The 23,479-nt window shown below is 61.8% G+C and carries 23 protein-coding genes and 2 tRNA genes; 17 read left to right on the forward strand and 8 right to left on the reverse strand.

From position 1 onward, the window contains the following. The first annotated feature begins 2 nt into the window (after positions 1-2). The 10 genes from urtD to AB7D48_RS05120 all read left to right on the forward strand — a co-directional run bounded on the left by urtD (position 3) and on the right by AB7D48_RS05120 (position 9,735). Positions 3-761: an urea ABC transporter ATP-binding protein UrtD gene (gene urtD / locus AB7D48_RS05075; protein WP_427976243.1), complete on the forward strand. Its 759-nt coding sequence runs from the start codon at positions 3-5 to the stop codon at positions 759-761. Beyond that, the gene (gene urtE, locus AB7D48_RS05080) at positions 745-1,443 is read left to right on the forward strand and encodes an urea ABC transporter ATP-binding subunit UrtE (RefSeq protein WP_427976244.1); all 699 of its coding nucleotides are present in this window, start codon (positions 745-747) and stop codon (positions 1,441-1,443) included. Before urtD ends, urtE begins: the two co-directional genes overlap by 17 nt. Before the next feature lie 32 nt (positions 1,444-1,475). Further along, complete coding sequence (locus tag AB7D48_RS05085) at positions 1,476-1,916, forward strand: hypothetical protein (RefSeq protein ID WP_427976245.1); 441 nt, start codon at positions 1,476-1,478, stop codon at positions 1,914-1,916. Between the two features lie 61 nt (positions 1,917-1,977). Further along, positions 1,978-4,374 carry a N,N-dimethylformamidase beta subunit family domain-containing protein gene (locus AB7D48_RS05090; RefSeq protein WP_427976246.1) on the forward strand — a complete coding sequence of 799 codons (2,397 nt, stop codon included), beginning with the start codon at positions 1,978-1,980 and terminating at the stop codon, positions 4,372-4,374. 70 nt (positions 4,375-4,444) lie between these two features. Next, a complete protein-coding gene (locus AB7D48_RS05095; RefSeq protein ID WP_427976247.1) occupies positions 4,445-5,368 on the forward strand; it encodes a hypothetical protein in 924 nt (307 codons plus the stop codon). Further along, the gene (locus AB7D48_RS05100; protein WP_427976248.1) at positions 5,368-6,012 is read left to right on the forward strand and encodes a tetratricopeptide repeat protein; all 645 of its coding nucleotides are present in this window, start codon (positions 5,368-5,370) and stop codon (positions 6,010-6,012) included. The genes AB7D48_RS05095 and AB7D48_RS05100 overlap by 1 nt, the downstream gene beginning before the upstream one ends. Next, positions 6,009-6,338: a hypothetical protein gene (locus tag AB7D48_RS05105; RefSeq protein ID WP_427976249.1), complete on the forward strand. Its 330-nt coding sequence runs from the start codon at positions 6,009-6,011 to the stop codon at positions 6,336-6,338. The genes AB7D48_RS05100 and AB7D48_RS05105 overlap by 4 nt, the downstream gene beginning before the upstream one ends. A 168-nt stretch (positions 6,339-6,506) precedes the next feature. Beyond that, positions 6,507-7,199, forward strand: a complete 693-nt coding sequence (locus tag AB7D48_RS05110; RefSeq protein WP_427976250.1) for an urease subunit gamma — start codon at positions 6,507-6,509, stop codon at positions 7,197-7,199. 3 nt (positions 7,200-7,202) lie between these two features. Beyond that, complete coding sequence (ureC, locus tag AB7D48_RS05115; RefSeq protein WP_427976251.1) at positions 7,203-8,915, forward strand: urease subunit alpha; 1,713 nt, start codon at positions 7,203-7,205, stop codon at positions 8,913-8,915. 16 nt (positions 8,916-8,931) lie between these two features. Further along, complete coding sequence (locus AB7D48_RS05120) at positions 8,932-9,735, forward strand: urease accessory protein UreD (protein WP_427976252.1); 804 nt, start codon at positions 8,932-8,934, stop codon at positions 9,733-9,735. A gap of 179 nt (positions 9,736-9,914) precedes the next feature. On the opposite strand, the gene AB7D48_RS05125 is transcribed toward AB7D48_RS05120, so the two are convergent. After that, positions 9,915-10,000 (reverse strand) — tRNA-Tyr (locus AB7D48_RS05125). A 67-nt stretch (positions 10,001-10,067) separates the two neighbouring features. On the opposite strand from AB7D48_RS05125, the gene AB7D48_RS05130 reads away from it, so the two are divergent. The 5 genes from AB7D48_RS05130 to AB7D48_RS05150 all read left to right on the forward strand — a co-directional run bounded on the left by AB7D48_RS05130 (position 10,068) and on the right by AB7D48_RS05150 (position 15,051). Then, a complete protein-coding gene (locus AB7D48_RS05130; RefSeq protein WP_427976253.1) occupies positions 10,068-10,934 on the forward strand; it encodes a TrmH family RNA methyltransferase in 867 nt (288 codons plus the stop codon). Positions 10,935-11,018: 84 nt separating this feature from the next. Further along, positions 11,019-11,405: a response regulator gene (locus AB7D48_RS05135; protein WP_427976254.1), complete on the forward strand. Its 387-nt coding sequence runs from the start codon at positions 11,019-11,021 to the stop codon at positions 11,403-11,405. A gap of 73 nt (positions 11,406-11,478) precedes the next feature. Beyond that, the gene (locus tag AB7D48_RS05140; protein ID WP_427976255.1) at positions 11,479-12,882 is read left to right on the forward strand and encodes an ethanolamine ammonia-lyase subunit EutB; all 1,404 of its coding nucleotides are present in this window, start codon (positions 11,479-11,481) and stop codon (positions 12,880-12,882) included. Further along, the gene (gene eutC, locus AB7D48_RS05145; protein ID WP_427976256.1) at positions 12,872-13,627 is read left to right on the forward strand and encodes an ethanolamine ammonia-lyase subunit EutC; all 756 of its coding nucleotides are present in this window, start codon (positions 12,872-12,874) and stop codon (positions 13,625-13,627) included. Before AB7D48_RS05140 ends, eutC begins: the two co-directional genes overlap by 11 nt. Before the next feature lie 62 nt (positions 13,628-13,689). Then, positions 13,690-15,051: a tetratricopeptide repeat protein gene (locus AB7D48_RS05150; RefSeq protein ID WP_427976257.1), complete on the forward strand. Its 1,362-nt coding sequence runs from the start codon at positions 13,690-13,692 to the stop codon at positions 15,049-15,051. Here AB7D48_RS05150 and AB7D48_RS05155 read toward each other — a convergent pair. Then, positions 14,985-16,301, reverse strand: a complete 1,317-nt coding sequence (locus tag AB7D48_RS05155; protein WP_427976258.1) for a chloride channel protein — start codon at positions 16,299-16,301, stop codon at positions 14,985-14,987. The genes AB7D48_RS05150 and AB7D48_RS05155 overlap by 67 nt on opposite strands. A 95-nt stretch (positions 16,302-16,396) precedes the next feature. Here AB7D48_RS05155 and AB7D48_RS05160 point away from each other — a divergent pair, with 95 nt between their 5' ends. Together AB7D48_RS05160 and AB7D48_RS05165 are read left to right on the forward strand one after the other, a co-directional pair. After that, complete coding sequence (locus tag AB7D48_RS05160; RefSeq protein ID WP_427976259.1) at positions 16,397-17,260, forward strand: LysR family transcriptional regulator; 864 nt, start codon at positions 16,397-16,399, stop codon at positions 17,258-17,260. 140 nt (positions 17,261-17,400) lie between these two features. Then, complete coding sequence (locus AB7D48_RS05165) at positions 17,401-18,114, forward strand: hypothetical protein (protein ID WP_427976260.1); 714 nt, start codon at positions 17,401-17,403, stop codon at positions 18,112-18,114. On the opposite strand, the gene AB7D48_RS05170 is transcribed toward AB7D48_RS05165, so the two are convergent. The 6 genes from AB7D48_RS05170 to AB7D48_RS05195 all read right to left on the reverse strand — a co-directional run bounded on the left by AB7D48_RS05170 (position 18,092) and on the right by AB7D48_RS05195 (position 23,471). Further along, positions 18,092-18,256, reverse strand: coding sequence for a hypothetical protein (locus tag AB7D48_RS05170; RefSeq protein WP_427976261.1), 165 nt, complete (start codon positions 18,254-18,256; stop codon positions 18,092-18,094). The two genes, AB7D48_RS05165 and AB7D48_RS05170, sit on opposite strands and share 23 nt — an antisense overlap. Before the next feature lie 514 nt (positions 18,257-18,770). Next, a complete protein-coding gene (locus AB7D48_RS05175; protein WP_427976262.1) occupies positions 18,771-19,514 on the reverse strand; it encodes a hypothetical protein in 744 nt (247 codons plus the stop codon). 28 nt (positions 19,515-19,542) lie between these two features. After that, a complete protein-coding gene (locus tag AB7D48_RS05180) occupies positions 19,543-19,818 on the reverse strand; it encodes a hypothetical protein (protein ID WP_427976263.1) in 276 nt (91 codons plus the stop codon). Positions 19,819-20,152: 334 nt separating this feature from the next. Next, positions 20,153-21,046, reverse strand: a complete 894-nt coding sequence (locus AB7D48_RS05185; RefSeq protein WP_427976264.1) for a hypothetical protein — start codon at positions 21,044-21,046, stop codon at positions 20,153-20,155. Between the two features lie 52 nt (positions 21,047-21,098). Further along, positions 21,099-21,174 (reverse strand) — tRNA-Thr (locus AB7D48_RS05190). Between the two features lie 116 nt (positions 21,175-21,290). Further along, positions 21,291-23,471 (reverse strand): RNA degradosome polyphosphate kinase, encoded by a 2,181-nt coding sequence (locus AB7D48_RS05195; RefSeq protein ID WP_427976265.1) that lies wholly within the window; start codon positions 23,469-23,471, stop codon positions 21,291-21,293. Positions 23,472-23,479 lie beyond the last annotated feature (8 nt).

Here is a 23,479-nt window from a genome sequence, read left to right on the forward strand (position 1 = left end):
TCATGGGCGTTCTCGAAATTCGCGGCCTGACCAAGAGCTATGGCGCCGTCAAGGTATTGAATGGACTGGAGCTGGATGTTACCGAATGCACGCTACGCTGTCTGCTGGGCCCCAACGGTGCCGGTAAAACCACGGCGATGGATATGATCACCGGCCGTCAGCGTGCGGATGAAGGCTCCATTGTCTTCGATGGAAATGAGATACGCGGGTTGCGCGAGGATGAAATCGCCCGGCGCGGTGTCGGCCGCAAGTTTCAAATTCCCTCCGTGGTCAAGGATCTTTCGGTTCTAGAGAATTTTCTTCTTGCCGCGGCGGATGATGTAAACCCGATCCGCAATATGTTCCGGTTCGGTTTCAAAAAAGTCAAAACACGGATCGATGACACAGCGGAGCGCGTGGGTTTGCGCCATCGTCTGCATTTGCAGGCAGGCTATCTCTCTCATGGCGAAACACAATGGCTGGAGATCGGCATGGTGCTGATGCAGAACCCAAAATTGCTGCTGATGGATGAACCCGCCGCGGGGATGACCGAACATGAAGCGGAAAAGACCGTGGAAATTTTCAATGACTTGAAGAAAACTCATACATTGCTGGTCGTTGAGCATGACATGGCCTTCGTGCGCAGCATCGCGGATTCCGTGACCGTCATGCATATGGGGCGCGTGCTCGCGGAAGGCACCATGGCGCAGATCGAGACGGACCCGGAAGTCAGGCGCGTTTATCTCGGAACGGAGGAGCTAGAAGATGCTGCTCACGCTTGAGAATGTCGCGTCCTATTACGGGCGCACGCGGGTTTTGCAGAACATCTCTCTAGAACTCGCGCAAGGGGAGTGCTTGTGCGTGCTGGGCCGCAACGGTGTCGGCAAAACCACTCTGGTGCGGACCCTGATGGGCCTGACCGACAGCACACAAGGGCGCATCATGCTGAATGGGCAGGACATCACGGCTCTGCCCACCCATCGGCGCGCCATGGCGGGGTTCGGTTATGTGCCGCAGGGCAGGCAGATCTTGGGGGCCTTCAGCGTCCGGGAGAATATTCTGGTGGGCACGTTTGCCGGTCGTGGCAAGAGAGGCGAGATTCCAGCGGAATGTCTCGATCTGTTCCCCTATCTTCGGGAAAATTTTGATCGTCGCGGCGGGCTTCTCTCTGGTGGGCAGCAGCAGCAACTGGCCATCGCCAGGGCACTGGCCTTAAAACCCGAAGTGCTGTTGCTCGATGAACCGACAGACGGCATCCAACCCAATATCGTGCGTGAAATTGGCCAGATGCTGCTGCATCTCAACCGTGAGCGCGGTTTGACGATGATTCTCACCGAACAGCACATCAAGGTGGCGCGGCAGATCGGTCATGCCTTCATCATGATGGATAACGGAAAAATCGCCGCTGCCGGGCGCATCGATGAAATGACCGACGAACTCATCGCCCGCCATATGGCGATTTAGGCGGGTCTCATTCCATAAAGAAAGGACGTCATATGATTTCGATACCCAAGAAAGGCACGCCAGAGCGTGACCGGCTGATAGAGGTTTTTACCGCCTGCATGATGTCGATGAAAGGTGTTGCCGGTAACGCCACCTTGCTTTGCCCCACGCCTGGCGACGTGACCGATGCCGCGGGGGGCATTCATTCCGATTTTCTGCTCAACCGCGTGCTCATCCGCATGCGTTCCCAGCCTGTCAAGGGCAAGCTTGTGGTGATCTGCACCAAGGTCGAGAAGGAGTGGCGCATCGGCCGGCTCAGCGGCATCAGAGGCGTGCCGCCTGAATTTGTCACCGACAAGGTCTATGACGATGAGCAGGAAATTCAGATCGACATCTTCAAGATGCGGCTGGATGAACTATCCGAGCATGATGGCTTCCCCGAGCATTACAATGAAGGCTGGAAGCGTCATGACGATAATTGGGCCGTGACCTAAGGCACGCCTCCCCTCTCAAACAAACAGGCCGGCTTTGCCGGGGCCGTTGGAGACAGGTAACATGACCACCACGATGAGACTGACCGGGTATGCGGATAAGTTCAGTGTCCACCCGGGAGAAAAAATCAAATTCTATGTGAATTGCAACGGGCCGAGGGAATATTCGGCGCAGATCGTGCACATGATCAATGGCGATACCAACCCGCGCGGGCCAGGTGTGATCGAGCCGATTGTGCAAGCGGATGTGAATAAGACCTATCCCGGCCGCAAACAGATTATCCATGGCGGCTCCTATGGCTATGTGCCCGATCATAAGCAGCTCTTCAGTGAGAGCTTCACCATCCAGGGCTGGATCTGGCCCACCACCCCGAAAACCGACAAGCGCTACTGGAAGCATGGCGCGCAAGGGCTGATCACGCGCTGGGCCGCGGGCAAGGGCTACGGGTTGTTTCTTGACGAGGACGGCAAGCTGCAATTGCGCATCGATGAGCAGATCATCAGCACGGAGCTGAAACTGCGCGATCATGCCTGGCATTTCATCGCCGCCAGCTACGACGCCGCCACCGGCAAGGCCGTGCTCTATCACGAACCGCAGATTGTCTATGCGCTGGACCCAGAGATCGACCCGGTGGAAGCCAAGCTCAACCCGCCGAGCGACCCGCACGTGCCGCTGTTCTTTGGCGCTTATGCGGATGGCGAGAATGGCGCGCCGCGTAAAACCGCGCAGACCGAGCATGGGTTCTGGACCGTTGGCCATTATAACGGTAAGATCGACAGCCCGCGCCTGTGCAAGGGCGCGCTCTCCCGCCTCGAAATCGAGATGATGAAGGGCGGCGCGCAGCCGGCTCTGTCCGAGCGGCGCCATTCCGGTCCCACCGGACCTCTTTCAGATGTCATCGTCGGCGCCTGGGATTTTTCAGATGGGATCGACACGCTGGAAGCCCGCGACCAAGGCCCTTGGCGTTTGCATGGTCGCTTCGTCAATTGTCCCACCCGCGCGATGACCGGTTATAATTGGACCGGCCATAATTTCGACTGGAAGCATGCCGCCGGTGAATATGGCGCTGTGCATTGCCATGACGACGATTTGGACGATGCGCGTTGGGAGGTCGATTTCGAATGGACCGTGCCCGAGGATACGAAGAGCCGCTTCTACGCCGCCAAGCTCACCACCGCCGAGGGCGATGAGGATTACATCCCCTTCTGGGTGGTGCCGAAACTGGGTGAGGCACAGTCGAAGATTGCCGTGATGGTGCCGACGATCAGCTATATGGCCTATGCCAACGAGCATCTGGCCTCCAATGCCGGCGCGGCTGAAATCTTCGTCTACCGCACGCCGATCATGCAGCATCAAAACATGTACCTGCAGGAGCATCGTGAGTATGCCGGTTCCATATACGACACGCATACCGATGGCAGCGGCATCTGCCTCTCCTCGCGCCTTCGGCCGATCCTGAGCATCCGCCCGAAATACGACCATTTCCTGGCTCAGGCCCCTTGGCAATATCCGGCGGACCTGCACTTGGTCTACTGGCTTGAGCATATGGGCTATGAGTATGACGTGTTCACGGATGAAGACGTGACCTATGAAGGCCTGGCCCGCCTGGCGCCCTATAACGTCGTCATCACGGGCTCGCATCCGGAGCATAATTCCGGCCCGCAGCTCGATGCGCTGCATAACTACACCCAGCAGGGCGGCCGGCTGATGTATATGGGAGCCGATGGCTGGTACTGGGTGCATTCCTACCATCCGGCCTATGATGAGCGTGGGCGCGGCATCGTGACGGAGATGCGCCGCTGCGAATCCGGCATTCGTCCCTGGCGCGCCAACCCCGGTGAATATTACCACCAGGGCACGGGCGAGCTAGGCGGCATGTGGCGCTATCGCGGGCGCTATCTGCACACCGTCGCGGGCACCGGCATGTCCTCCGAAGGTTTCGATGTCTCGACCTATTATTCGCGCACGCCGGAAAGCATGGACCCCCGTGTCTCCTGGGCGTTCGATGGCATCGAGTATGACGAGAAGCTCGGCAATTTCGGCCTGGTCGGCGGCGGTGCCGCGGGGTTGGAGCTGGATATTGTCGACACCATGCTGGGCTCTCCGCCGCATGTGCTCACCGTTGCCAGCTCGGCCGGGCGGCATACGGAATCCTACCTGCTGGTGATGGAGGATTACGGCTTCAGCCAGCAAGGCATCGACGGCACACAGCATCCGCGCGTGCGCTCGGACATCGCCTATCACGAAACGCCAAATGGCGGTGCCTGCTTCGCCTTCAGCTCGATCGCATTCTGCGGCTCTCTGCCTTGGAATAACTGCGACAACAACATCTCGAAGCTGGTGAAGAACGTGCTGGACCGCTTCTCGGTGGATGGCCCGCTGCCGCCCCCGCCGGCGGATGCGGTGAAGCCGCGTGGCCGTGCGGATTGGGAATCTCCCTCCGTGCAACTCGCCACTTAAGCGGGGTGGGCCTGGCACGGCCTGACATGCCAGGCCCGTCCGCCAATCCGTGAAGCTGAAGGAGGGCAAGATGCTGAAGAGCCAAATTCTGCCCGGCACCGCGCCGCCGGTGCCGCGGATGGCATGCACCGCCACCGGGCTGGCGCACGCGGCGATCGAATCGCCACGTTTCGCCCAGCGCGAGGACCGGGAGATCTGGTCGGCGGGCTGGGTCTGCGTCGGCACCACGGTGGAGCTGGTCAAGACCGGCGATATTCTGCCCTACACGGTGGGCGATCAAGGCATCCATGTCGCGCGGGGCGAGGGTGGCAAGCTTCTGGGTCGCTTCAACATGGCGCCGCATGGCGGGTGCCGTTTCGTGCCGCTGCAATGTCAGACCGGCGCCAAGACAAAATGCACCGTCACCTCCTGCGGTTATAGCCGGGACAGAGGCGTGATGAACGCGGCGGATGAGCTCGCCACCCATCAATATCTCGGCCTGCGGCCAGAGCGCCTGGTGCCTGTGCCCGTTTACACGCAAGATCGGCTGATCTTCGTCAATCTCGGTGAGCAGACATCCTTGCCCGCCCCCTTCCTGGCCCAGCATGCGCTGCTTGAGCATGGCGCCACGCATCGGGAGGTTTGGTGTGAATACGGGTTGAACTGGAAAGAGCTGCCCGCCCGTCTGTTCGGCGGCGCGGATGCCCAGCCACATGGAGACTGGCTGCGCGCAGAAATCCGATGTCTTGATGAAACCATTGAAATACGCTGGATGTTTCCAAATCTTGTGCTGCTCCTGGCTCAGGACAGCGCCTGCGCCCTGGTGGTGCAGCCCACGGCCTTGCGCCTCACCATGGCGCGTGTCACGGGCTTTGGCGCGCAGAAAGACTGGCACGCCATGCTGCGCCATCTGCTTTGCAACGACATCACGCCGGATGCCCCCGCCGCCCGTTTTCTGCGCACGGCCCTGGCGCGGCGCATGGGCCCGGACGCCCCGCAAGGAGGACGAACCTGATGAACAAAACCCCCGCGACTGAATTGCTGGATCTCGCGGCCCGCGCGGCCTTGCTGGCCCAGGCCGAGGCCGGAGACGCCCAGGCTCAGCTTTGGCTGGGTGCCACCTTCGCCGAGCCGGGAGAGCGGGAAGACCGCGCGGCCGCCTTCGCCTGGTGTGCCCGCGCGGCCGAGCAGGGGCTTGCCCTGGCCCAGGCCAATCTTGCCGCCATGTATCTGCGCGGTTATGGCGTGGAGAAAAACCCAGCCCAGGCCGTGCTGTGGCTGCAAAAAGCCGCCGCGCAGGAGGACGGCCCCGCCCAGTTCGAGCTGGGCAATCTGCTCTCCAATGGGCATGGCCTGCCGCGCGATGAAACCCTTGCCGCCAGCTGGTACCGCCGTGCCGCCAGCAATGGCCATTACCCGGCCCAGGCCCGGCTGGGGTATCTTTTTGCCCATGGCGTTGGGGTGGAAAAAGACAGGGTGGAGGCGTTCCTGTGGCTGTCCCTGGCGGCGCGTCACGGCGTTGGCGCCGCGCTGAAATTGCTGGAGGAGGTTGGCGCTCAGATGTCGCGTGAGGAAAAAGCCGCTGGCGGCGCGCGCCTCGCGGCATTGAGCCGCCGTCCCGCCCAGGCGCATGTCGCGCTGCTTCCGGTGCTGGCATGAGCGAGGCGGCGGAGATAGGCTACAGCGCGGCCGGCATTCAAGAGATCAAATATGATTGCCTGGCCTATCTGAAGGAGTTTGGCGCCATGCCGGGTGGCTGGGTGATCGCGCTTACGGATCGGCCGGACATCGAAATCGGCAAGGCGGGTTTACGGCATGGCAGCCGGCCGTGGATGAGCCGTGGCGCGATTTCCGCCCGTGCGGCGCGCAGCGTGGCGGATTTTCTGTGCGCCCGCTTCACGGACAGCGTGCAACTGGCGGGGGAGGCGCAATCCGGCCGTTTCATCGTCCTGTTCCAGGGGCGGGCGGAACAGCATGGTGGCTGAAGACGCGTCAGGGTGCGGCGGAGAATTTTCTCTCCATGCATTGACAGGCGAAAACCCGCCGCGCGACACTCCGCCGTCTGAGAGGCGTTATATGCGCGCTGGATAACATCGCGGTTGATCGAACGCCGCGATGGGTATTCTGCCGCGCCGCACGGAAGGGGCCGCAGCATGTATCTGACACCGACCGAACTTGAGAGGCTGATGATTTTCTCAGCCGCCGAGCTGGCTCGTAAACGCCGCGCGCGCGGGCTGAAACTGAACTATCCCGAAGCCGTGGCGCTGATCAGCGATGAATTGCTGGAAGCCGCGCGCGATGGCCGCGGTGTGGCGGAGCTGATGGGGTGGGGCTCGCAAATTCTCACCGCCGGGGATGTTCTGCCCGGTGTGCCCGCCATGCTCACCATCCTGCAAATCGAATGTTTCTTCCCGGATGGCACCAAGTTAGTAACGGTGCACGATCCGATCCGCCCTGGCCCGGAGGATATGCCAGACCCCGAGCCGCCCGGTGAGATCATTCCAGCCGAAGGCATGATCGAACTTGGCGCGGGCCGTCCGCGCACGGAACTTGAGGTGGTGAATACGGGCGACCGACCTGTGCAGATCGGCTCGCATTATCATTTTTTCGAGGTAAATCCAGCATTGGATTTCGACCGACAGGCAGCTTTTGGCAAAAGGCTGGATATTCCGGCGGGCACGGCGGTGAGGTTTGAGCCAGGGCAGGGCCGGGTGGTCACCCTCGTGCCGTTCGGCGGCACCCAGGTGATGAGTGGGCTGAATAACCTGACCGATGGTCCAGCCGACGACGCGACCAAGCGGCAGGCGCTGGCGCGCGCCCGTGCCCGTGGTTTTAAGGGAGCCTGATGGATGGTGCAGATCACGCGTGCTGAATATGCCGCCCTTTATGGTCCCACCACGGGCGATGGCATTCGCCTGGGCGATACCGGGCTGATCGCGGTCATCGAGCATGACCATGCGGTTTATGGCGATGAATGCCTGCATGGCGGCGGCAAGACGCTGCGGGATGGCATCGCGCTGGTTCCGGGCATAACCAGCGCGCAAGGCGCGCTGGACATGCTGCTTTGCAATGTCGTCGTCATCGATCCCGTGATCGGGATCGTCAAGGGCGATATCGGCATCCGCGATGGTCGCGTCGTCGGCATCGGCAAGGCGGGCAACCCAGCGATCATGGATGGGGTGGATCCGCGTCTCATCCCATCCGCTGGCACCACGGTGCGCGACTGCGAGGGCCTCATCGCCACCGCCGGTGGAATCGACGTGCATGTGCATTTCGATAGCGCGGCCCTGCCGGATCACGCCATTGCGTCGGGCATCACCACGCTCTTCGGCGGTTCGCTGGGGCCGATCACGGTGGGCATCGATTCCGGAGGCCCCTTCAACACCGCGCGCATGTTGCAAGCCGCCGAGGCCTGGCCGGTGAATTTCGGTTTTCTCGGGCGCGGGAACACGCACAAACCGGCGGCGCTGCGCGAGCAGTTGATGACCGGCTGCGTCGGCTTGAAAATCCATGAGGATTGGGGGGCGATGCCCGCCGCCATCGATGCCTGTCTGGGGTTCGCCGACGAGCATGATTTTCAGGTGCAACTGCATACCGATACATTGAATGAAAGCGGCTTTGTGGAGAACACGCTGGCCGCCATTGGCGGGCGCACCATCCATATGTACCACACGGAAGGGGCGGGCGGCGGCCACGCGCCAGATATCATCCGTGTCGCCTCCCTCGCGAATTGTCTGCCCAGCTCGACGAACCCGACCAACCCCTACACCGTCAATACGTTCGACGAGCATCTCGACATGACGATGACCTGCCATCATCTCAATCCGCGCGTGCCGGAGGATGTGGCCTTCGCGGAGAGCCGCATTCGCGCCCAGACCATCGCCGCGGAAGATGTCTTGCACGATCTCGGCGCCATCTCGATGCTCGGCTCGGACAGCCAGGGCATGGGGCGCATCCATGAGGTCATCTGCCGGACTTGGCAGCTGGCCTCGAAAATGAAGGCGCAGCGCGGCAAATTACCGGAGGAGCGGCCGAGCCTCGGTGATAATGCGCGTATCAAACGCTATCTCGCCAAATATACCATCAATGCCGCGCGCAGTTTTGGCGTGGCTGATCATGTCGGGTCGCTGGAGGATGGAAAACTCGCGGACATCGTCATCTGGAAACCGGCTTTTTTCGGTATCAAACCCGAGCTGGTGGTAAAAGGCGGTTTCATCGCGTGGGGCGTGATGGGCGACAGCGCGGCGTCCTTGATGAGTTGTGAACCCATGCTGCTGCGCCCGCAATGGGGGGCCTTCGGCCGCGCGGCCTCGGCGCTGTCGGCTTGTTTCGTGCATCCTTACGCGCTTCAGGATGGGCTGGCCGGAAAACTCGGGCTGAACAAAATGCAATTGCCCGCGCGCGGCACGCGCAACCTCACCAAGGCGGACATGCTGCACAACACGGCCCTGCCGGATATCCGTGTGGATGCGGAGACATTCGATGTGTTTGTCGATGGAGAGCTGGCCAGCTGCGAACCATTGACGGAAGTTCCCTTGGGGCGAAGATATATGTTGCGATAAGGCGCCGGTCGGCCGCATGAGTCTCGCCCATCTGGAATTTGCCCGGTTGCAGGGCGTCACGCGCCTGCAAAGGCAACATGTCGCTTATCCCTTCCATCTCACCCGTCCCTTCTATCTGGACCGGGAGCGGCCGGATTTTGCCACGCTCTATCTGCAATCTTCCTCAGGCGGCCTGTACCGGGGGGAGGATCTGAGGCTCGATCTGACGTTGGGGCGAAACGCGGCGGTGGAAGTCACCACCCAGGCGGCCACATTGGTGCGCGATGCGCGTGGCGGCGCGGCCAGAACGGAAACCCGCTTGCGCCTCGCGCCGGGCAGCACGGGGCTTTACACGCCAGATCCCTTCATTCTGTTTCCCAACGCCAATATCAGCACCAGGCTGCATGTGACGTTGCCAGAGGATGCGCGCGCCTTGTGCATGGATGGTGCGATTCTCACCACCCAGGCGGGCGCAACATTTTGGAAGGGGCGCTACGGCACCGAATTGCTGGTGGAAACCGCCACCGGCAGGCCCCTGGTCCGGGAACGCGGCGTGGTGAGGCTGGAGGATGAGATGGACGCCATGGCATCGCCGCTGGGGCGTTTCAGGGCCTTCGGCACCGCCTATCTGCTGAACGGCGAACTTGGCGAGAGCGCGCTTCGCCATGCGGTCGAGGCTACGGGCTGTCGCGCGGGGCTGTCTCCCTTGCCCAACCGCGCGGGCATGGTGCTGCGCGTGCTGGCGGAAGATGGCGGCAGGCTGGCGCGGGGGCTGGCCGTGGCGCGCGCCATATTATTCGAGGCCCTGACAGGCTTTGCCTCAGCGCCGCGGCGTAAATAGCCGGTTAAATCGTTGCGGCTTTCCATCGTTGGCCAGGTCAAGCGCATGAAAATGCCGGCAGCGGAAACGCGGGGGCTTTTGGACCCGCCGGAATGCAAGAGACAGGCGGCCTCATTTGCCGGCTGGTTGTGACAAACAGCCGCGCAACAATTTGAAAACATTGGAAGTTTTTGCGGGGATGGTGGAAGGGGTTGGATTCGAACCAACGTAGGCGCACGCCAACGGATTTACAGTCCGTCCCCTTTAGCCACTCGGGCACCCTTCCGCGTGGGGCCTCATGCAACGGGTGGGGGTCGGTTGTCAACGCGCGAGCTCGGAGATAGTTGAGGGGCATGAGTCAAAATCGCCCGCATCACGGTAAAAACGGTTCAAGGCAGCGTCCTCGCGGCGCGGACCGGTCGGCGCCTTCCGGCGGCGGGCGTCCCGTGCGCGCCGGTGAGCGTCAGGACCGCCGCGGCCCCAGCGCCCCGGCGGGCTCGGTATGGCTTTATGGCACCCATGCGGTGGCGGCGGCGCTGAAGAATCCGGCCCGCCTGTTCCGCAGGCTGGTCCTCACCGAGGAGGCGCAGGCCGCGCTGGCGGCGGAATGCCCGTCGCCCTGGCCGATCCATCCGGAAATCGTCCCGCGCGAGACGATCGACCAAATTCTCGGCGCGCGCCCCGGCTCGGGCATCGTGCATCAGGGCATCGCCCTGCTGGCCGACCAGCTTTCCGCCCCGGCCCTGCTGGACGCGCTGCAACGCCCAGGCCCCATCCTGGTGCTGGACCAGATTTTCGATCCCCGCAATGTCGGCGCGCTGATGCGCACGGCCCAGGCCTTCGGCGCCTGCGCCGTCATCGCGCAGGACCGCAACGCGCCGGAGGAAACCGGCGCGCTCGCCAAGGCCGCCTCCGGCGCGCTGGAGACGATCCCGCTGCTGCGCATCACCAACATCTCCCGCGCGATGATCGTGCTGAAATCCGCCGACATCTGGGTGGTGGGGCTGGATGGCCAGGCGCCGTCGCGGCTGCGCGGCGAGGCTTTTTCCGGGCGGCGTGTCGCCCTGGTGCTGGGCAGCGAGGGGGAGGGCATGCGCCGCCTGACGCGCGAAACCTGCGATGAAATCTGTGCCCTCTCCATGCCCGGCGGCATGGAGAGCCTGAATGTCTCCGCCGCCGGCGCGGTGGCGCTCTACGAACTCACCAGGCCCGCTTCATGAGCGCGCGGCCATTTGGCGAGGCGGTGCTTGAAGTGCCGCGTCATGACGGGATAGGTTGCGTTTAGGCAACGATAAGGGGGCGGCATGGGACAGTCATGGGTATCGCAGCCAAGGGGCAAAACCGTTCTGGTGGTCGATGACGAGCCGGTCATCCGCATGCTCGTCGCGGAAACCCTGGAAGAGCAGGGCTATGACATCATCGAGGCGGAGGATGCCGCCGCCGCCGCGCTGATTCTGAACTCTCCGGCCCGGGTCGACCTGCTGGTGACGGACATCACCCTGCCCGGCCAGAGCGGGCGCGAACTGGCCGGGGCCGCGAAACGCCTGCGCCCGGAACTGAAGATATTGTTCATGACCGGTTATGCCCATTATATCGAAGCCAATGGCAAGGATCTCGGCACGGAGATCATCACCAAGCCGTTCTCGCTGGACGGGCTGGCGAAAAAGATCCACGGCATGATGGCGGGCTGATGCCCGCTCTTAAAACATCTTCCGGGTGCTAATTTATATTGCGTGGCAATAAAATCGGGTGTTTCCATGTGGCATGGGGAATTACACGCATGCCTTCCGGGGTGAGACCTACCGTTTCGCCGATCTGAAAACCGTGCTGGCCCGCGCCTCCGCCCGCCGTTCGGGCGATGAACTGGCCGGGCTCGCCGCCGCCTCCGATGCCGAGCGCGTGGCCGCGCGGGCGGTGCTGGCGGATCTGCCCCTGAAACTCTTCCTGGAAGAGCCGTTGATCCCTTATGAGACGGACGAAGTCACGCGGCTGATCCTCGACCGGCACGATCAGGAGGCTTTCCGTCCGGTCGCGCACATGACCGTCGGGCAGTTCCGGGACTGGCTGCTCTCCTACGAGGTGGACAGCGCCACGCTCGCCGCCTTGGCGCAGGGTCTTACGCCGGAGATGGCCGCCGCCGCCTCCAAGCTGATGCGCAACCAGGATCTCATCGCCGTCGCGCGAAAATGCCGGGTCGTCAAGGCATTCCGCAATACCATCGGGCTGCCGGGCCGGCTCTCCTCGCGCTTGCAGCCCAACCACCCGACGGACGATCTGAAGGGCATCGCCGCCTCCACGCTGGATGGGCTGCTGTACGGCACGGGCGATGCGGTGATCGGCATCAACCCGGCCACCGACAGCGTGCAGAACTGCCTGTCCCTGCTTTCCATGCTGGACGATCTGCGCGCCCGCTACGAAATCCCGACCCAGACCTGCGTGCTCACCCATGTCACCAACGCCATCGAAGTGATGAATGCGCGCGGCGCGGTGGATCTGGTGTTTCAGTCCATCGCCGGGTCGCAGGCCGCGAATGAGGGGTTTGGCATCAATCTCGGCATATTGCGCGAGGCATATGAGGCCTCTCAGGCGCTCAAGCGCGGCACCGTCGGGCAGGATACGATGTATTTTGAAACCGGCCAGGGGGCGGCGCTTTCCGCGGGCGCGCATTTTGGCGTGGACCAGCAGACCATCGAGGCGCGGGCCTATGCGGTGGCGCGGGAATTCTCGCCGCTGCTGGTGAACACGGTGGTGGGCTTCATCGGCCCGGAATATCTCTATGACGGCAAGCAGATCATCCGCGCCGGGCTTGAGGATCATTTCTGCGCCAAGCTGCTCGGCGTCTCCATGGGCTGCGATGTCTGCTATACCAACCATGCCGAGGCCGATCAGGACGACATGGACACGCTGATGACGCTGCTCACCGCCGCCGGGGTGTCCTTCATCATCGCCGTGCCGGGGGCGGACGATGTGATGCTGAATTACCAGAGCCTCTCTTATCACGACGTGCTCTATCTGCGCTCCACCTTCAATGCCCGCCCGGCGCCGGAATTCGAGGATTGGCTGGAAAAGATGGAGATGCTCGACGCCAAGGGCCGCATGCGCCTGCCTGGGCCGCAGAACAAGGCGCAAACGCGCCTGCTGGTGGCGGAGACGCGCGATGCCGCCTGAGGATGCCGCCAAGGATCCCTGGGCGCGGCTGCGCCAGGCCACGCGCGCGCGCATCGGGCTGGGCCGCGCCGGCGATGCGATGAGGATTGGCGATGTGCTGGATTTCCAGTTCGCCCATGCCATGGCCCGGGACGCCGTGCATACACGGCTGGACGTGGCCACGCTGCGCGCCGCCCTGCCCGGCGCCCTGGAGGTGCATAGCGAGGCGCGCGACCGTGAAACCTATCTGCGCCGCCCGGATCTGGGCCGCCGCCTGGCGCCGGATTGCCTGCCCGTGCTGCCCAAGGGGGATTACGATGCGGCGCTGGTGATCGCGGATGGGTTGTCCGCCACGGCGGTGATGCAGAATGCCGTGCCGATGCTGGAAACCGTGACGGAGCGGCTGCAAGGCTTCAAGCTGGCCCCGCCCATCATTGCCACCCAGGCGCGGGTGGCGCTGGGCGACGATATTGGCGAGGCGCTGGGGGTGAAGCTGGTGGCGGTGCTGATCGGCGAGCGGCCCGGGCTGACGGTGTCCGACAGCCTGGGCATCTATCTCACCTTCAACCCGAAGCGCGGCACGCTGGATTCCGCGCGCAACTGCATCTCCAACGTGCATGCGCATGGGGGGCTGTCTTACGGCGCCGCCGCCGACATGCTGGCCTGGCTGATGCGCGAGGCGCTGCGCCGGGGGTTGACCGGCGTGGGGCTGAAGGAGGCCAGCGGCCTGACCCACGAGGGCGCCATGCCATTGGCGGCGGGGTAGCGGCCTATCCGGCGTGGCGCGTACGGCCCGGCCGCGGTTGTTTTCATATCCAGGGGGAATCGATGCGGACTGATTGGCTGGGAAATGGCTTGAGCGTCGGCGAGGCCGGGACTGTCGCGGGGATCGATGATTTCATCGAGGGGTTTCTCGGTTACGAGACAAAGGCCGCCAATATCCTCAAGGCCGTCGAGGCGGAGCCCGAGGCCTGCCTGCCCAATGCCTATGCCGCCTTGTTCTATATGTTTCTGGAAAGCCAGGAGGCGCCGAATCTGGCCCGCCCGTTCCTGGAAGCGGCGGAACGCGCCGCGCCGGGAGCCAGCGAGCGTGAGCGCATGACGGTCGCGGCGACGCGCGCCTGGGTCGATAATGATATTCCCAGGGCGGTGAAGATCGCGGACATGATCGCACAGGCCTATCCGCGCGATCTGGCGATGGTGAAGACCGCGCAATATCATCATTTCAACCTGGGCAATGCCGCGGGGATGCTGGCCATCGCCGAAACGGTCGAGGAGAGCAATCTCGACATTCCCTACATGCACGGTTTGGTCGCCTTCGGGTATGAGCAATGCCATTTGCTGCCCGAAGCCGAAAAGGCGGCCTGGCGGGCCATCGAGCTGAAGCGCAAGGAGCCTTGGGCGCAGCACGCCCTGGCGCATGTGTTCCTGACCACGGGGCGCATCGAGGCCGGGGTGGCGTTTCTGGAGGAAGCCTCCACCAACTGGACCGACCTGAATTCCTTCATGTCCACGCATAATTGGTGGCATCTGGCGCTCAATTACATCTCGCTCGGCCGCTATGAGGATACGCTGGCGCTTTACGACCGGCATGTCTGGGGCATCTGGAAGGAATATTCGCAGGATCAGATCGGCGCGGTCTCGTTGCTGCTGCGCTTGGAGCTGGCCGGCGTGGATGTCGGGGAGCGCTGGCGGGATGTCGCCGAGCATATGAAGGGGCGGACCAACGATTTCGTGCAGCCGTTTATCACGATGCAGTATGTCTATGGGCTGGCCCGCGCCGGATATGCCGAGGCGGATGAGCTCATGGACAATCTCCATGCCTTCGCCCGGACGGCGCCGCTTTTTGTGCGAAGCATTTGGGAAGATGTCGCCGTTCCGGCGTGCGAGGGGCTGGTGGCCCATGCCCGCGGGGCGCATGAGCAGGTGGTCGCCCGGATGGGGGCGGCGATTTCACGGATCATGGAAGCGGGCGGCAGCCACGCCCAGCGCGATTTGTTCGAGCAGGTGCTGCTGGATTCGATGATCCGCTCGGGCCGTTATTCGACCGCGCAGCAAATGCTGGAGATCCGGCGTGGCTACCATCCCGACTCAGTGCCCGCCAACACCGCCCTGGCCTTGGTTTATGGGGAGCTGGGCCTGCCCAGGGAAGCAGCGCGCGCCCGCGCGCGGCTGCGCCCGCGCGCATAGGCCGCGCCGAGCACGGGAACCGCCCGCCCCGTGGCGCTGGCGATGGCGGTGGTGAGGATCAACGGCACCAGGAAAGTCTGCCCGACATGGGTGAAGCCGAACATCAGCGCCACGGCGGTGAAGGGCATTTCCATCGAAACCCCCAGAAACGCCGCCGCTCCCGCCAGCACAAAGGCGCCGGGCGGAATGGCGGGCAAGATGGCGTTCCAGCCCAGCACCAGCAGGGTGGATAGCAATGTGCCGACGGTGAGGCCCGGCGTGAGCACGCCGCCCTCCGCTCCGGCCCAGAGCGCGCCGCCGATGGCCGCCACCTTCAACGCCAGCAAGGCCAGCCCCAGATGCAGCGGGATCGCGCTGTCCAAGCCGAGCTGGATGGGCCCCTTGCCGTTGCCGGGCAGTTGAGGAAACGCCATGGCCGCCAGCCCGATGAGCGTGAACACCGCCAGGCAGCGCCAGATGAGCCAGCCATCCGTGCGCATGTTTTTGCGCATGGCGGCGGTGAAGCGGTTGAAGCCATGCCCGGCCAAACCGATGAACGGGGCGCTGAGCACGCACAGCATCATCAGCGGCACGGAGAGGCTGAAGGCGGGAATGTGATATTGCGGCTCATTCCCCAGCACGGACCAGGCGAGGACCGCCGCGATGCAGGAGGTGGAGAGCGCCATCAGGATCGATTTCGCATCCATGCGCAGGATCAGCACTTCCAGCGCGAACACGGCGCCGCCCAGAGGCACGTTATACACAGCCGCCAGCCCCGCCCCCGCGCCGCAGCCGAGCAGGGTTTTGGCGTCTTCCCCGGAAATACCGGCCCAGCCGGTCAGTTTCTGGGTGAGGATGGCGGCGATCTCGCGGGGGGCCACCTCCCGCCCCAAGGGCGACCCCATGGCGACGGTGACGATCTGCAACACCGCATGGGCGGTGGTGCTGCCATAGGGCATGGGCTTGCCGGCGGCGGCGGCGGTTTTGATGCTGACCAGCTTGGCCCCGCGATTATAGACCGCCCACCAGCTCAGCCCCGCCACCAGCCCGGCGGCGGTGAGGGCCAGCAGCCGGTGCAAGGGCGATACGGTGCTGACGCCGCGCAGAAAACTCTCCGGCCCCACCAGATCCTCCAGGCTGTACCCATAGACGATGTGCTGGACCAGATGCAGCAGCAATGCCATGCCGCCCCCGCCAATGCCGCCCGCGACGCCCACCAGCAGCGTGACCGCCGCCAATTTCAGGGCATGCCGTGTTGTTTCGCCATCCATCGCGCAGCACTCCTTACGCCGGGAGCGGTTTTTGCGCTTTCGCAGGTGAAATAACAGCGATATTTGTTATTCGATTTCATGATAGGCACAACAGAATGGATGCTTTGCTCGACCCCTCCTTGCTGCGCAGCTTCGTGGCGGTGGTGGAGGCGGGAGGATTTTCCGCGGCGGCCCGGCAACTGGGGGTGAGCCAGTCCACCGTCAGCCAGCATATGGCCCGGCTGGAGGCGCAAACAGGGCGCAGGCTGCTGGCGCGAGACACGCACAGCGTGACCACCACGCCGGATGGCGATGCGGTGCTGCCTTTCGCCAAACGGGCTTTGGAGGCGAATGCGGGGATCAGGCGGTATCTTCAGGGCGGGGCGCTGCGCGGGCGGGTGAGGTTTGGCGCGTCCGAGGATTTCGTGTTTTCGGCGCTGCCGGAGGTGCTGGCGGACTTCACCGCGCGCCACGCGGAGGTGGATCTGGAATTGACCGTGGGTTTAAGCGAGGTGCTGTACGACCGCTTCGATGCCGGGCAACTGGATCTGATTCTGGCCAAGCGGCGCGAGGGAGATATGCGCGGGCGCAGGGCGTGGGTGGATGATTTGCGTTGGGTGGGGCGGCTAGGGGTTGTGCCGGATGCCGAAGCGCCGCTACCGCTGGTGATCTACCCGCCGCCGAGCATGACGCGCCAGCGCGCCCTGGCGGTGCTGGATGGGGTGGGGCGGCGCTGGCGGGTGGCTTGCACCAGCGGTAGCCTGAGCGGGCTGCGCGCGGCGGCGATGGCCGGGCTGGGGGTGGTGCCGCTGGCGGCGCAACTGATCCCGCCGGGGTTGGCCGAACTGCCGCCTTGCGGGCTGCCGACGCTGGGGCCGGTCGAGTTCATGGTGTTGGGCGGCAGCTATGGCGGGCGGGATGCCGTGACGACGCTTGGGGACGTGTTGCTGGCAAGCGCGGGGCGGTTGCGCGGAGGGTAGGGAGCCGGGTGCCGATATGGTTGCGTGCTCGGCCGGCCAACCCGTTGAGGCATGGTTGCCGAAATTGTTTTCTTGATGATATGATTCGCTCTGTGCATGACGGCAATGGTCATGATGAAAACCGAGGGGGGAGTCGGGTTATGTCTGGTATTATTGGAACCTCTCGTGTTTCCGTAAGAAATCTAGCCTATAAATATTATGCCAGGAATCCGAAATATCAGCTGCTCTCAAGCAAGCAGAAAGACGCGGTTCTGGATGCGTATATAGGCTCTTATTTCTCGCCGCTGGATTTTCTTGTGCTCGGCGATAGCAAGTCGGTTTGGACGCCCTCGATGCTGTATAATTTCCGTCCAGCGGGGAAAAATCTGTTCGCGAAACTTCCGCCGAGTTCGGAGTGGGTCGATCAGAGATGGAAAACGGACCCATCCGAAAGCCAGGCCGCTCACGCGCTTAACGATTATGTTAGAGATATATTGCAAAATAACATGATCTCGGAGGGAAGCGTGCTTTATGAAATGGCATGGAGCTTGTTATGCAATGATGCGTTTGTCAGGGGAGCGATAGATACGGGCAAAGAGGTTCATGTTGCTCAGCAGGGAACATCTGTCAGCGACATACCGATGGAAAAGCTCTTTGATGAGAAGAATCTACGCCCCCGTGTTCTGGGCAGGGAGCTTTTGTCCCTTGGGCATAATGGTTACGACTGTGTCGACCATGATTATCCAAATCTGGGTGTTGTCTTCATTCCGCGGAAAACACGTGTCATGGACGATATGGCATTGGATTCGATCTACGATCAAATTAATACAAAAGGCGATATGTTGGCGGCTCTTAAAGAAAGCTTTCGCGCCTGAAGAGCCGCCTGTGGGTGCAATATGCGCCGGGGCGCCAAGCGCTATGGCGGGTGTGGTCCAGCAGAAAGACGATGCGCTCCATCGCATCGGCGTATTCTTCCTCGATGCCAGGGCCGATGATGTCGGGGGCGATGGGAATCATGAGAAGTCTACAATTTTTCTGTCTCGATAAGATTTTTGGCTATATTGATTGAATCGTTTATCAGTGAATCAACTTCTGGATAGTCTCTCCAATTCATATCGTCATATAAATATTTCGGCATTTGAACTATTGACATTAGATAGCCAAATCTTAGTTCTCTCTTAGCCTCATCTGAGAGTGAGGATACTCTTTTGATTTGAAGGTCTATGAACTCAACCTGGCTGAAAATGTTCTGGTAAGGCTTAGTAAAGTCTACAGAACGGAGCATAGCATCCTTTAGATATTTCAATTTATTTTGCAGATCGGAATATGTAGGCATTTTAAGGTCCAGTATTCCATGGTGTAGCCAAAACAGCTGATGGAGACGCAGAACCGGCAGGAATCCAGATTTGTGTGCCTTGCCCAGGTAACACATTGACGCCATCGCTGGATATTTGAGGTGCCGCCTGACCAATCCAGCCTTTTAGTCCCGCAGTGGAAGAAGTCACATAACCACCATCGCCATTCCAATTATTTAGCACTGCCGCTTCTGCTCGCCACTCTTCTTCTGTCGAAGGCGGCACACCCGGCGCCCAGAATTCTTCATTTGGATTGCTTTCTGCACCGATAACCCGTGAAATAGTCCCCGTATCGTCTCCGCTCCATGGAGTCGCCGAGCTAGAGAACGTCCTAGATACATCCTCGGGAAGGGCATGAATCTCTCAGTGTTAATTAAAGCAAGACGCAGAGGATGAATGCCTTTTGGCACGGTCAACGGAGGAATGATTTGGCCGGATCGAATTCCCTTGGCGACCTCTTCCAGATCGGTGACAAGTTGCGTTTCCTCCGATGTCAGCGGATCTCCAAAGAGATGAATATCCGCCACCAGATCGTCGATCTGCGCCGCGATGACTGGAAAATGCCGGGGCTTGAGCAGGCCGGGCCCTTGTAGGATCACTGTGAGTTCACCCAACGCTTTGGCGATTTCCTTGGTGTCGTCCACCTCGCAGGAACCGACGACATAGCAAAGCGTGCCGATCCAGCTCTTATGCACGGGGACAGGCAAGCGCTGCGCGTCGATCTCCTGCTTGAGCCAGCGAAGTTGATACACCACGCGGCCATGCGCGGTGTCGTTCGAGGCGGGATAGTCCTTGAAGGCGTCCAGCAGAAAGACGATGCGCTCCATCGCATCGGCGTATTCTTCCTCAATGCCAGGGCCGATGACTTCTGGTCCTCTCAAAGCCATCAAAGAGATGTGTTTTTCTTTGGAATGGGCCATAAATTTTCTGCTTTGATAATGCCTTCTGCTATTTTTTTATATCCGTGATCGCGGTATCCACTTTCGGATAGTTATACCAATCAACGGTATCATATAGACCACGCGCCATTTGAACGATGCTCATCAAGGCCCCAAATCTAACCTTTGGTTCAGAAGATTCGTCCAGGTTTTTTAACTTGTTCTCAATGACATCAAGGTATTCCACGCAGTTCGTAACCGGCTTATACGGTTGCTCGAAATCAACTGTGGCAAGCATGAGTTTTTTAAGATTTTCGATTTTTATACAAAGCTCTTGATATTGCATTTTTTAGTTTCCACCGCCATTCCAAGGCGTTGGGATCGGACTTGACGGAGAAGCCGAATCCCTCGGTATCCATATTTGTTGCCCATTGCCAAGCAAGACACTCGATTCGTCACTTGACATTTGTGGCGCTGCCGGTCCTATCCATCCTCTCAAACCTTTAGTCGGCGATGTCACATATCCCCCATCGCCATTCCAGTCGTTCCTGACTGCAAAATCTGAACGCCATTCAGCCTCGGTGTTGGGAACGTCATTACCTTCTGCCCAATAAGACCCATTGGCCGTATCTTCATCACCAATAACTCGATGAATAGTATCATACCCGTTTTCTGGATCATCACCATTCCAAGGAACGGCCTCCGAGAAGGTCTGAGAAACGTTGGCGGGCAAGTCTGGATAGCCGGGCGCGGACATAGCTCCTCTTGCATTCGCGGCATCCATTTGTGTTTGCAATTCGGGCGTCCATGACACGGCTCCCGGCTCGGTCGTGCCTATTTTTTGGCAAAAACGGGTTCGGTTTTGTGGATTCTGGCACCGATGGCTTTGGGGCCGGTTTCTTCAACGGCTCGGTCCTGGCCGGTTTCGCGGGTTCTTTCCCGCTATCGACCTTTATTTTTTCAACCAATTTCGCCAGAAACACCGTGCCGCCCAGCACCACCAACGCATTAGCCGCTTTCTGTGCCGCTTGGTCGATCTCGGCCTGGCTGTCCGCCTGTCCGGCTTGAATCACCGCCTTGGTGAATTCATACCCGGCCACCAGCCCGGCCCAGCCATACATGGCATAGGCCAAGCCGGCGATGATCGCATCGGCCACCGCGTCCGCGCCGGGAAGTGCTTGGACGGCTAACCCGGCCGCCAGAAATCCAACCATAATGGTGAGATTCCGTGGCGTGAGAAAGGCTTCGAACTGTGCCCGCACCGCCGGGCCCAGATGGCCTGGAATGGCCTCGAACATCGCTTCGATCTTGTGCTTGACGGTCCATTGCGCCACGGGCAGCGCCGCCGGTGGCGGGGAGAGCGAAGCCGCCGGGGCCGTGACTGCCCCGCCCAGCATCCATTCATCCTGAAGCCAGAAAGCCGCGAGCGCGGCGCTTTGCACCTCGCTGCGCAGCCAGTCCAGGAGTTGCCGATCGGTCAGGCGGTTGGCGCCGCCGCCAAGCAAGCTCTTGTGGAAATCCCTGATCTGAGCGGTGATCTGCCAATCGAGTTTGCGGAGATTTATCCAGATCATGTCCGGAATTATCCCGAAGGAACAAACAATCTATTGAGATGTCTGATAAAACTGGTGCCGTCCGCCGGAATCGAACCGGCGACCTACTGATTACGAATCAGTTGCTCTACCAACTGAGCTAGGACGGCTTGGCTTTTTCAGGCCGAGGCGGCGTATGGCACAGGGGCAAGTAAAAATCCAGCCTCGCGTGATCTGCCCGGGTGGATTTCGCCGCCAGGGCGCCAAGCGGGGGAGGCGCCGTTCGCTAATCCACCCGGCGCTTATATTTCGGCCTGTTCCGCTCCACCGGCAGGCCGCCATGCAAGGCCGAGCCCCGGCCGGAGAGGGAGGGGTTCGTCATGAAATACTCATGCGCCGAGGCTGGCGGGTCGCCGGGGGTCACGCGCGTCCAGCCGCCATCCTCGTGCAGTTCGGAGCTTTGCGCGTCGTCGCGCAGATTCACCACCATGATCTGGTCCAGGATCTGCGCATGCACGGTGGGGTTATGGATGGGCACGAAGGTTTCCACCCGGTAATCCATGTTCCGCTCCATCCAATCGGCGCTGGAGATGAACACCTTGTTCTGGCGCGCCGGCATCGGGTGCCCGTCGGCGAACACGCAGATGCGCGCATGCTCCAGAAACCGCCCGACGATGGATTTCACCTTGATCGTTTCCGAAAGACCGGGCACCCCGGGCCGCAGGCAGCAAATGCCGCGCACCACGGCCTGGATGGGCACGCCGGCCTGGCTGGCTTCATAGAGATGGTCGATCAGCTTGGCATCCACCAGCGAGTTCATCTTCAGCCAGATCCCCGCCGGCTTGCCCGCCTTGGCGTTGGCGATTTCGGTGTCGATCAGCGTGCCGATGGTCTTGCGCGTGGTCAGGGGCGAGAAGGCGAGCTGTTCCATCGTCTCCGGCCGCGCATAGCCGGTCATGTAGTTGAACAGCCGCGCGGCATCGCGCGTCAGCGCCGGGTCGCAGGTGAAGAAGGAGAGGTCGGTATAAATCCGGGCGGTGATCGGGTGGTAATTGCCGGTGCCGAAATGCGCGTAGGCGCGCAGGGAGCCGCCCTCGCGCCGCACCACGTAGGAGAGCTTGGCGTGGGTCTTCAAGCCGACAAAGCCGAAGACCACCTGCACGCCGGCGGCCTCCAGCGCGCGGGACAGGCGGATATTCGCTTCCTCGTCGAAACGCGCCTTCAGCTCCACCATCGCGGTGACGGATTTTCCGGCTTCGGCCGCCTCGATCAAGGCCTTGACGATGGGGCTGTCCCGGCTGGTGCGGTAGAGTGTCTGCTTGATCGCCACCACCGCCGGGTCGATCGCCGCCTGGCGGAGGAATTGCACCACCACGTCGAAACTCTCGAAGGGGTGATGCACCAGAATATCCTTGGCCCGGATGGCGGCGAAACAATCCCCCGCGAAATCGCGGATGCGTTCGGGAAACCGGGGCGTATAGGGCGAGAAGAGCAGGTCCGGCCGGTCATCGACGATCAACTGCTTGACATCGACCAGCCCGATCAATCCTGATTCGGCGTAAACCTCTTCCGCGGGCACCTCCACCGCGTCGATCACCAGCTCGCGCAGATCCTCGGGCATGTCCGCCTGGATGGTGAGCTGGATGGCCACCCCCCGGCGGCGGCGCTTCAGAGCGCTTTCATAGGAACGGACCAGATCCTCGGCCTCCTCCTCGAATTCCACATCCGTGTCGCGGATCAGCCGGAACAGGCCGGTGCCCTGCACCGAGAAGCCGGGAAAAAGCCGCCCCATGTTCATCGCCACCAGTTCTTCGAGCAGAATGAAGCGGATCGGCCCTTCTGGAGACGGCAGGCGGATGAAGCGCTCGATCTGGCCGGGCAGCGGGATGAGGGCGGACATCTGGCCGCGGTCATCGTCGCGCGCCAGGGAAAGCGCCATCACGAGCCCCATGTTCGGGATGAAGGGGAAGGGATGTGCTGGGTCCACCGCCAGCGGGGTGAGCACGGGAAAGACGCGTTCCATGAAGTAGGAGTCCAGGAAGGTGGCGTCGTCCGAGGTCAGCTCGGCGGCGCCGAGCACCACCAGCCCGGCCGTGGCCAGCAATGCCCGTAGCTCGGTGAAGGCGGATTGCTGGGCGTTGATCAGTTCGCGCGAACGGCTCTTGATGGCGTGCAATTGCTGCGCGGGGGTCAGGCCGTCGGCGGAGCGCTCCAGCACGCCCGCGCGCGCCTGGCCGATCAGCCCGGCCACGCGCACGGAGTAGAATTCGTCGAGATTGGAGGCGCTGATGGAAACGAAGCGCAGCCTTTCCAGCAGCGGATGGCGCGGATTGCGGGCCTCGCCCACCACGCGGAAATTGAAATCCAGCCAGGACAGTTCCCGGTTGATGAAGCGGGCCGGGTCGTGCGGACCGATGGCCGGCGCGGCCGGATGCTCGGTGGGGTGGGGGTGGGTCTGCTGGTCCATGATCTCGG

The organism is Acidocella sp. (assembly GCF_050253495.1).
Classification (GTDB): Bacteria; Pseudomonadota; Alphaproteobacteria; order Acetobacterales; family Acetobacteraceae; genus Acidocella.

Excerpts from the sequence above, each read along its gene's own strand:
- AB7D48_RS05175 (WP_427976262.1), bottom strand. The coding sequence starts at position 19,514 with ATGGCCCATTCCAAAGAAAAACACATCTCTTTGATGGCTTTGAGAGGA.
- AB7D48_RS05155 (WP_427976258.1), bottom strand. The coding sequence starts at position 16,301 with ATGGATGGCGAAACAACACGGCATGCCCTGAAATTGGCGGCGGTCACG.
- AB7D48_RS05150 (WP_427976257.1), top strand. The coding sequence starts at position 13,690 with ATGCGGACTGATTGGCTGGGAAATGGCTTGAGCGTCGGCGAGGCCGGG.
- AB7D48_RS05085 (WP_427976245.1), top strand. The coding sequence starts at position 1,476 with ATGATTTCGATACCCAAGAAAGGCACGCCAGAGCGTGACCGGCTGATA.
- AB7D48_RS05135 (WP_427976254.1), top strand. The coding sequence starts at position 11,019 with ATGGGACAGTCATGGGTATCGCAGCCAAGGGGCAAAACCGTTCTGGTG.
- AB7D48_RS05130 (WP_427976253.1), top strand. The coding sequence starts at position 10,068 with ATGAGTCAAAATCGCCCGCATCACGGTAAAAACGGTTCAAGGCAGCGT.
- AB7D48_RS05100 (WP_427976248.1), top strand. The coding sequence starts at position 5,368 with ATGAACAAAACCCCCGCGACTGAATTGCTGGATCTCGCGGCCCGCGCG.
- ureC (WP_427976251.1), top strand. The coding sequence starts at position 7,203 with ATGGTGCAGATCACGCGTGCTGAATATGCCGCCCTTTATGGTCCCACC.
- AB7D48_RS05110 (WP_427976250.1), top strand. The coding sequence starts at position 6,507 with ATGTATCTGACACCGACCGAACTTGAGAGGCTGATGATTTTCTCAGCC.
- AB7D48_RS05180 (WP_427976263.1), bottom strand. The coding sequence starts at position 19,818 with ATGCAATATCAAGAGCTTTGTATAAAAATCGAAAATCTTAAAAAACTC.
- AB7D48_RS05090 (WP_427976246.1), top strand. The coding sequence starts at position 1,978 with ATGACCACCACGATGAGACTGACCGGGTATGCGGATAAGTTCAGTGTC.
- AB7D48_RS05160 (WP_427976259.1), top strand. The coding sequence starts at position 16,397 with ATGGATGCTTTGCTCGACCCCTCCTTGCTGCGCAGCTTCGTGGCGGTG.
- AB7D48_RS05165 (WP_427976260.1), top strand. The coding sequence starts at position 17,401 with ATGTCTGGTATTATTGGAACCTCTCGTGTTTCCGTAAGAAATCTAGCC.
- AB7D48_RS05170 (WP_427976261.1), bottom strand. The coding sequence starts at position 18,256 with ATGATTCCCATCGCCCCCGACATCATCGGCCCTGGCATCGAGGAAGAA.
- AB7D48_RS05095 (WP_427976247.1), top strand. The coding sequence starts at position 4,445 with ATGCTGAAGAGCCAAATTCTGCCCGGCACCGCGCCGCCGGTGCCGCGG.
- AB7D48_RS05195 (WP_427976265.1), bottom strand. The coding sequence starts at position 23,471 with ATGGACCAGCAGACCCACCCCCACCCCACCGAGCATCCGGCCGCGCCG.
- urtD (WP_427976243.1), top strand. The coding sequence starts at position 3 with ATGGGCGTTCTCGAAATTCGCGGCCTGACCAAGAGCTATGGCGCCGTC.
- AB7D48_RS05185 (WP_427976264.1), bottom strand. The coding sequence starts at position 21,046 with ATGATCTGGATAAATCTCCGCAAACTCGATTGGCAGATCACCGCTCAG.
- AB7D48_RS05120 (WP_427976252.1), top strand. The coding sequence starts at position 8,932 with ATGAGTCTCGCCCATCTGGAATTTGCCCGGTTGCAGGGCGTCACGCGC.
- urtE (WP_427976244.1), top strand. The coding sequence starts at position 745 with ATGCTGCTCACGCTTGAGAATGTCGCGTCCTATTACGGGCGCACGCGG.
- AB7D48_RS05105 (WP_427976249.1), top strand. The coding sequence starts at position 6,009 with ATGAGCGAGGCGGCGGAGATAGGCTACAGCGCGGCCGGCATTCAAGAG.
- AB7D48_RS05140 (WP_427976255.1), top strand. The coding sequence starts at position 11,479 with ATGGGGAATTACACGCATGCCTTCCGGGGTGAGACCTACCGTTTCGCC.
- eutC (WP_427976256.1), top strand. The coding sequence starts at position 12,872 with ATGCCGCCTGAGGATGCCGCCAAGGATCCCTGGGCGCGGCTGCGCCAG.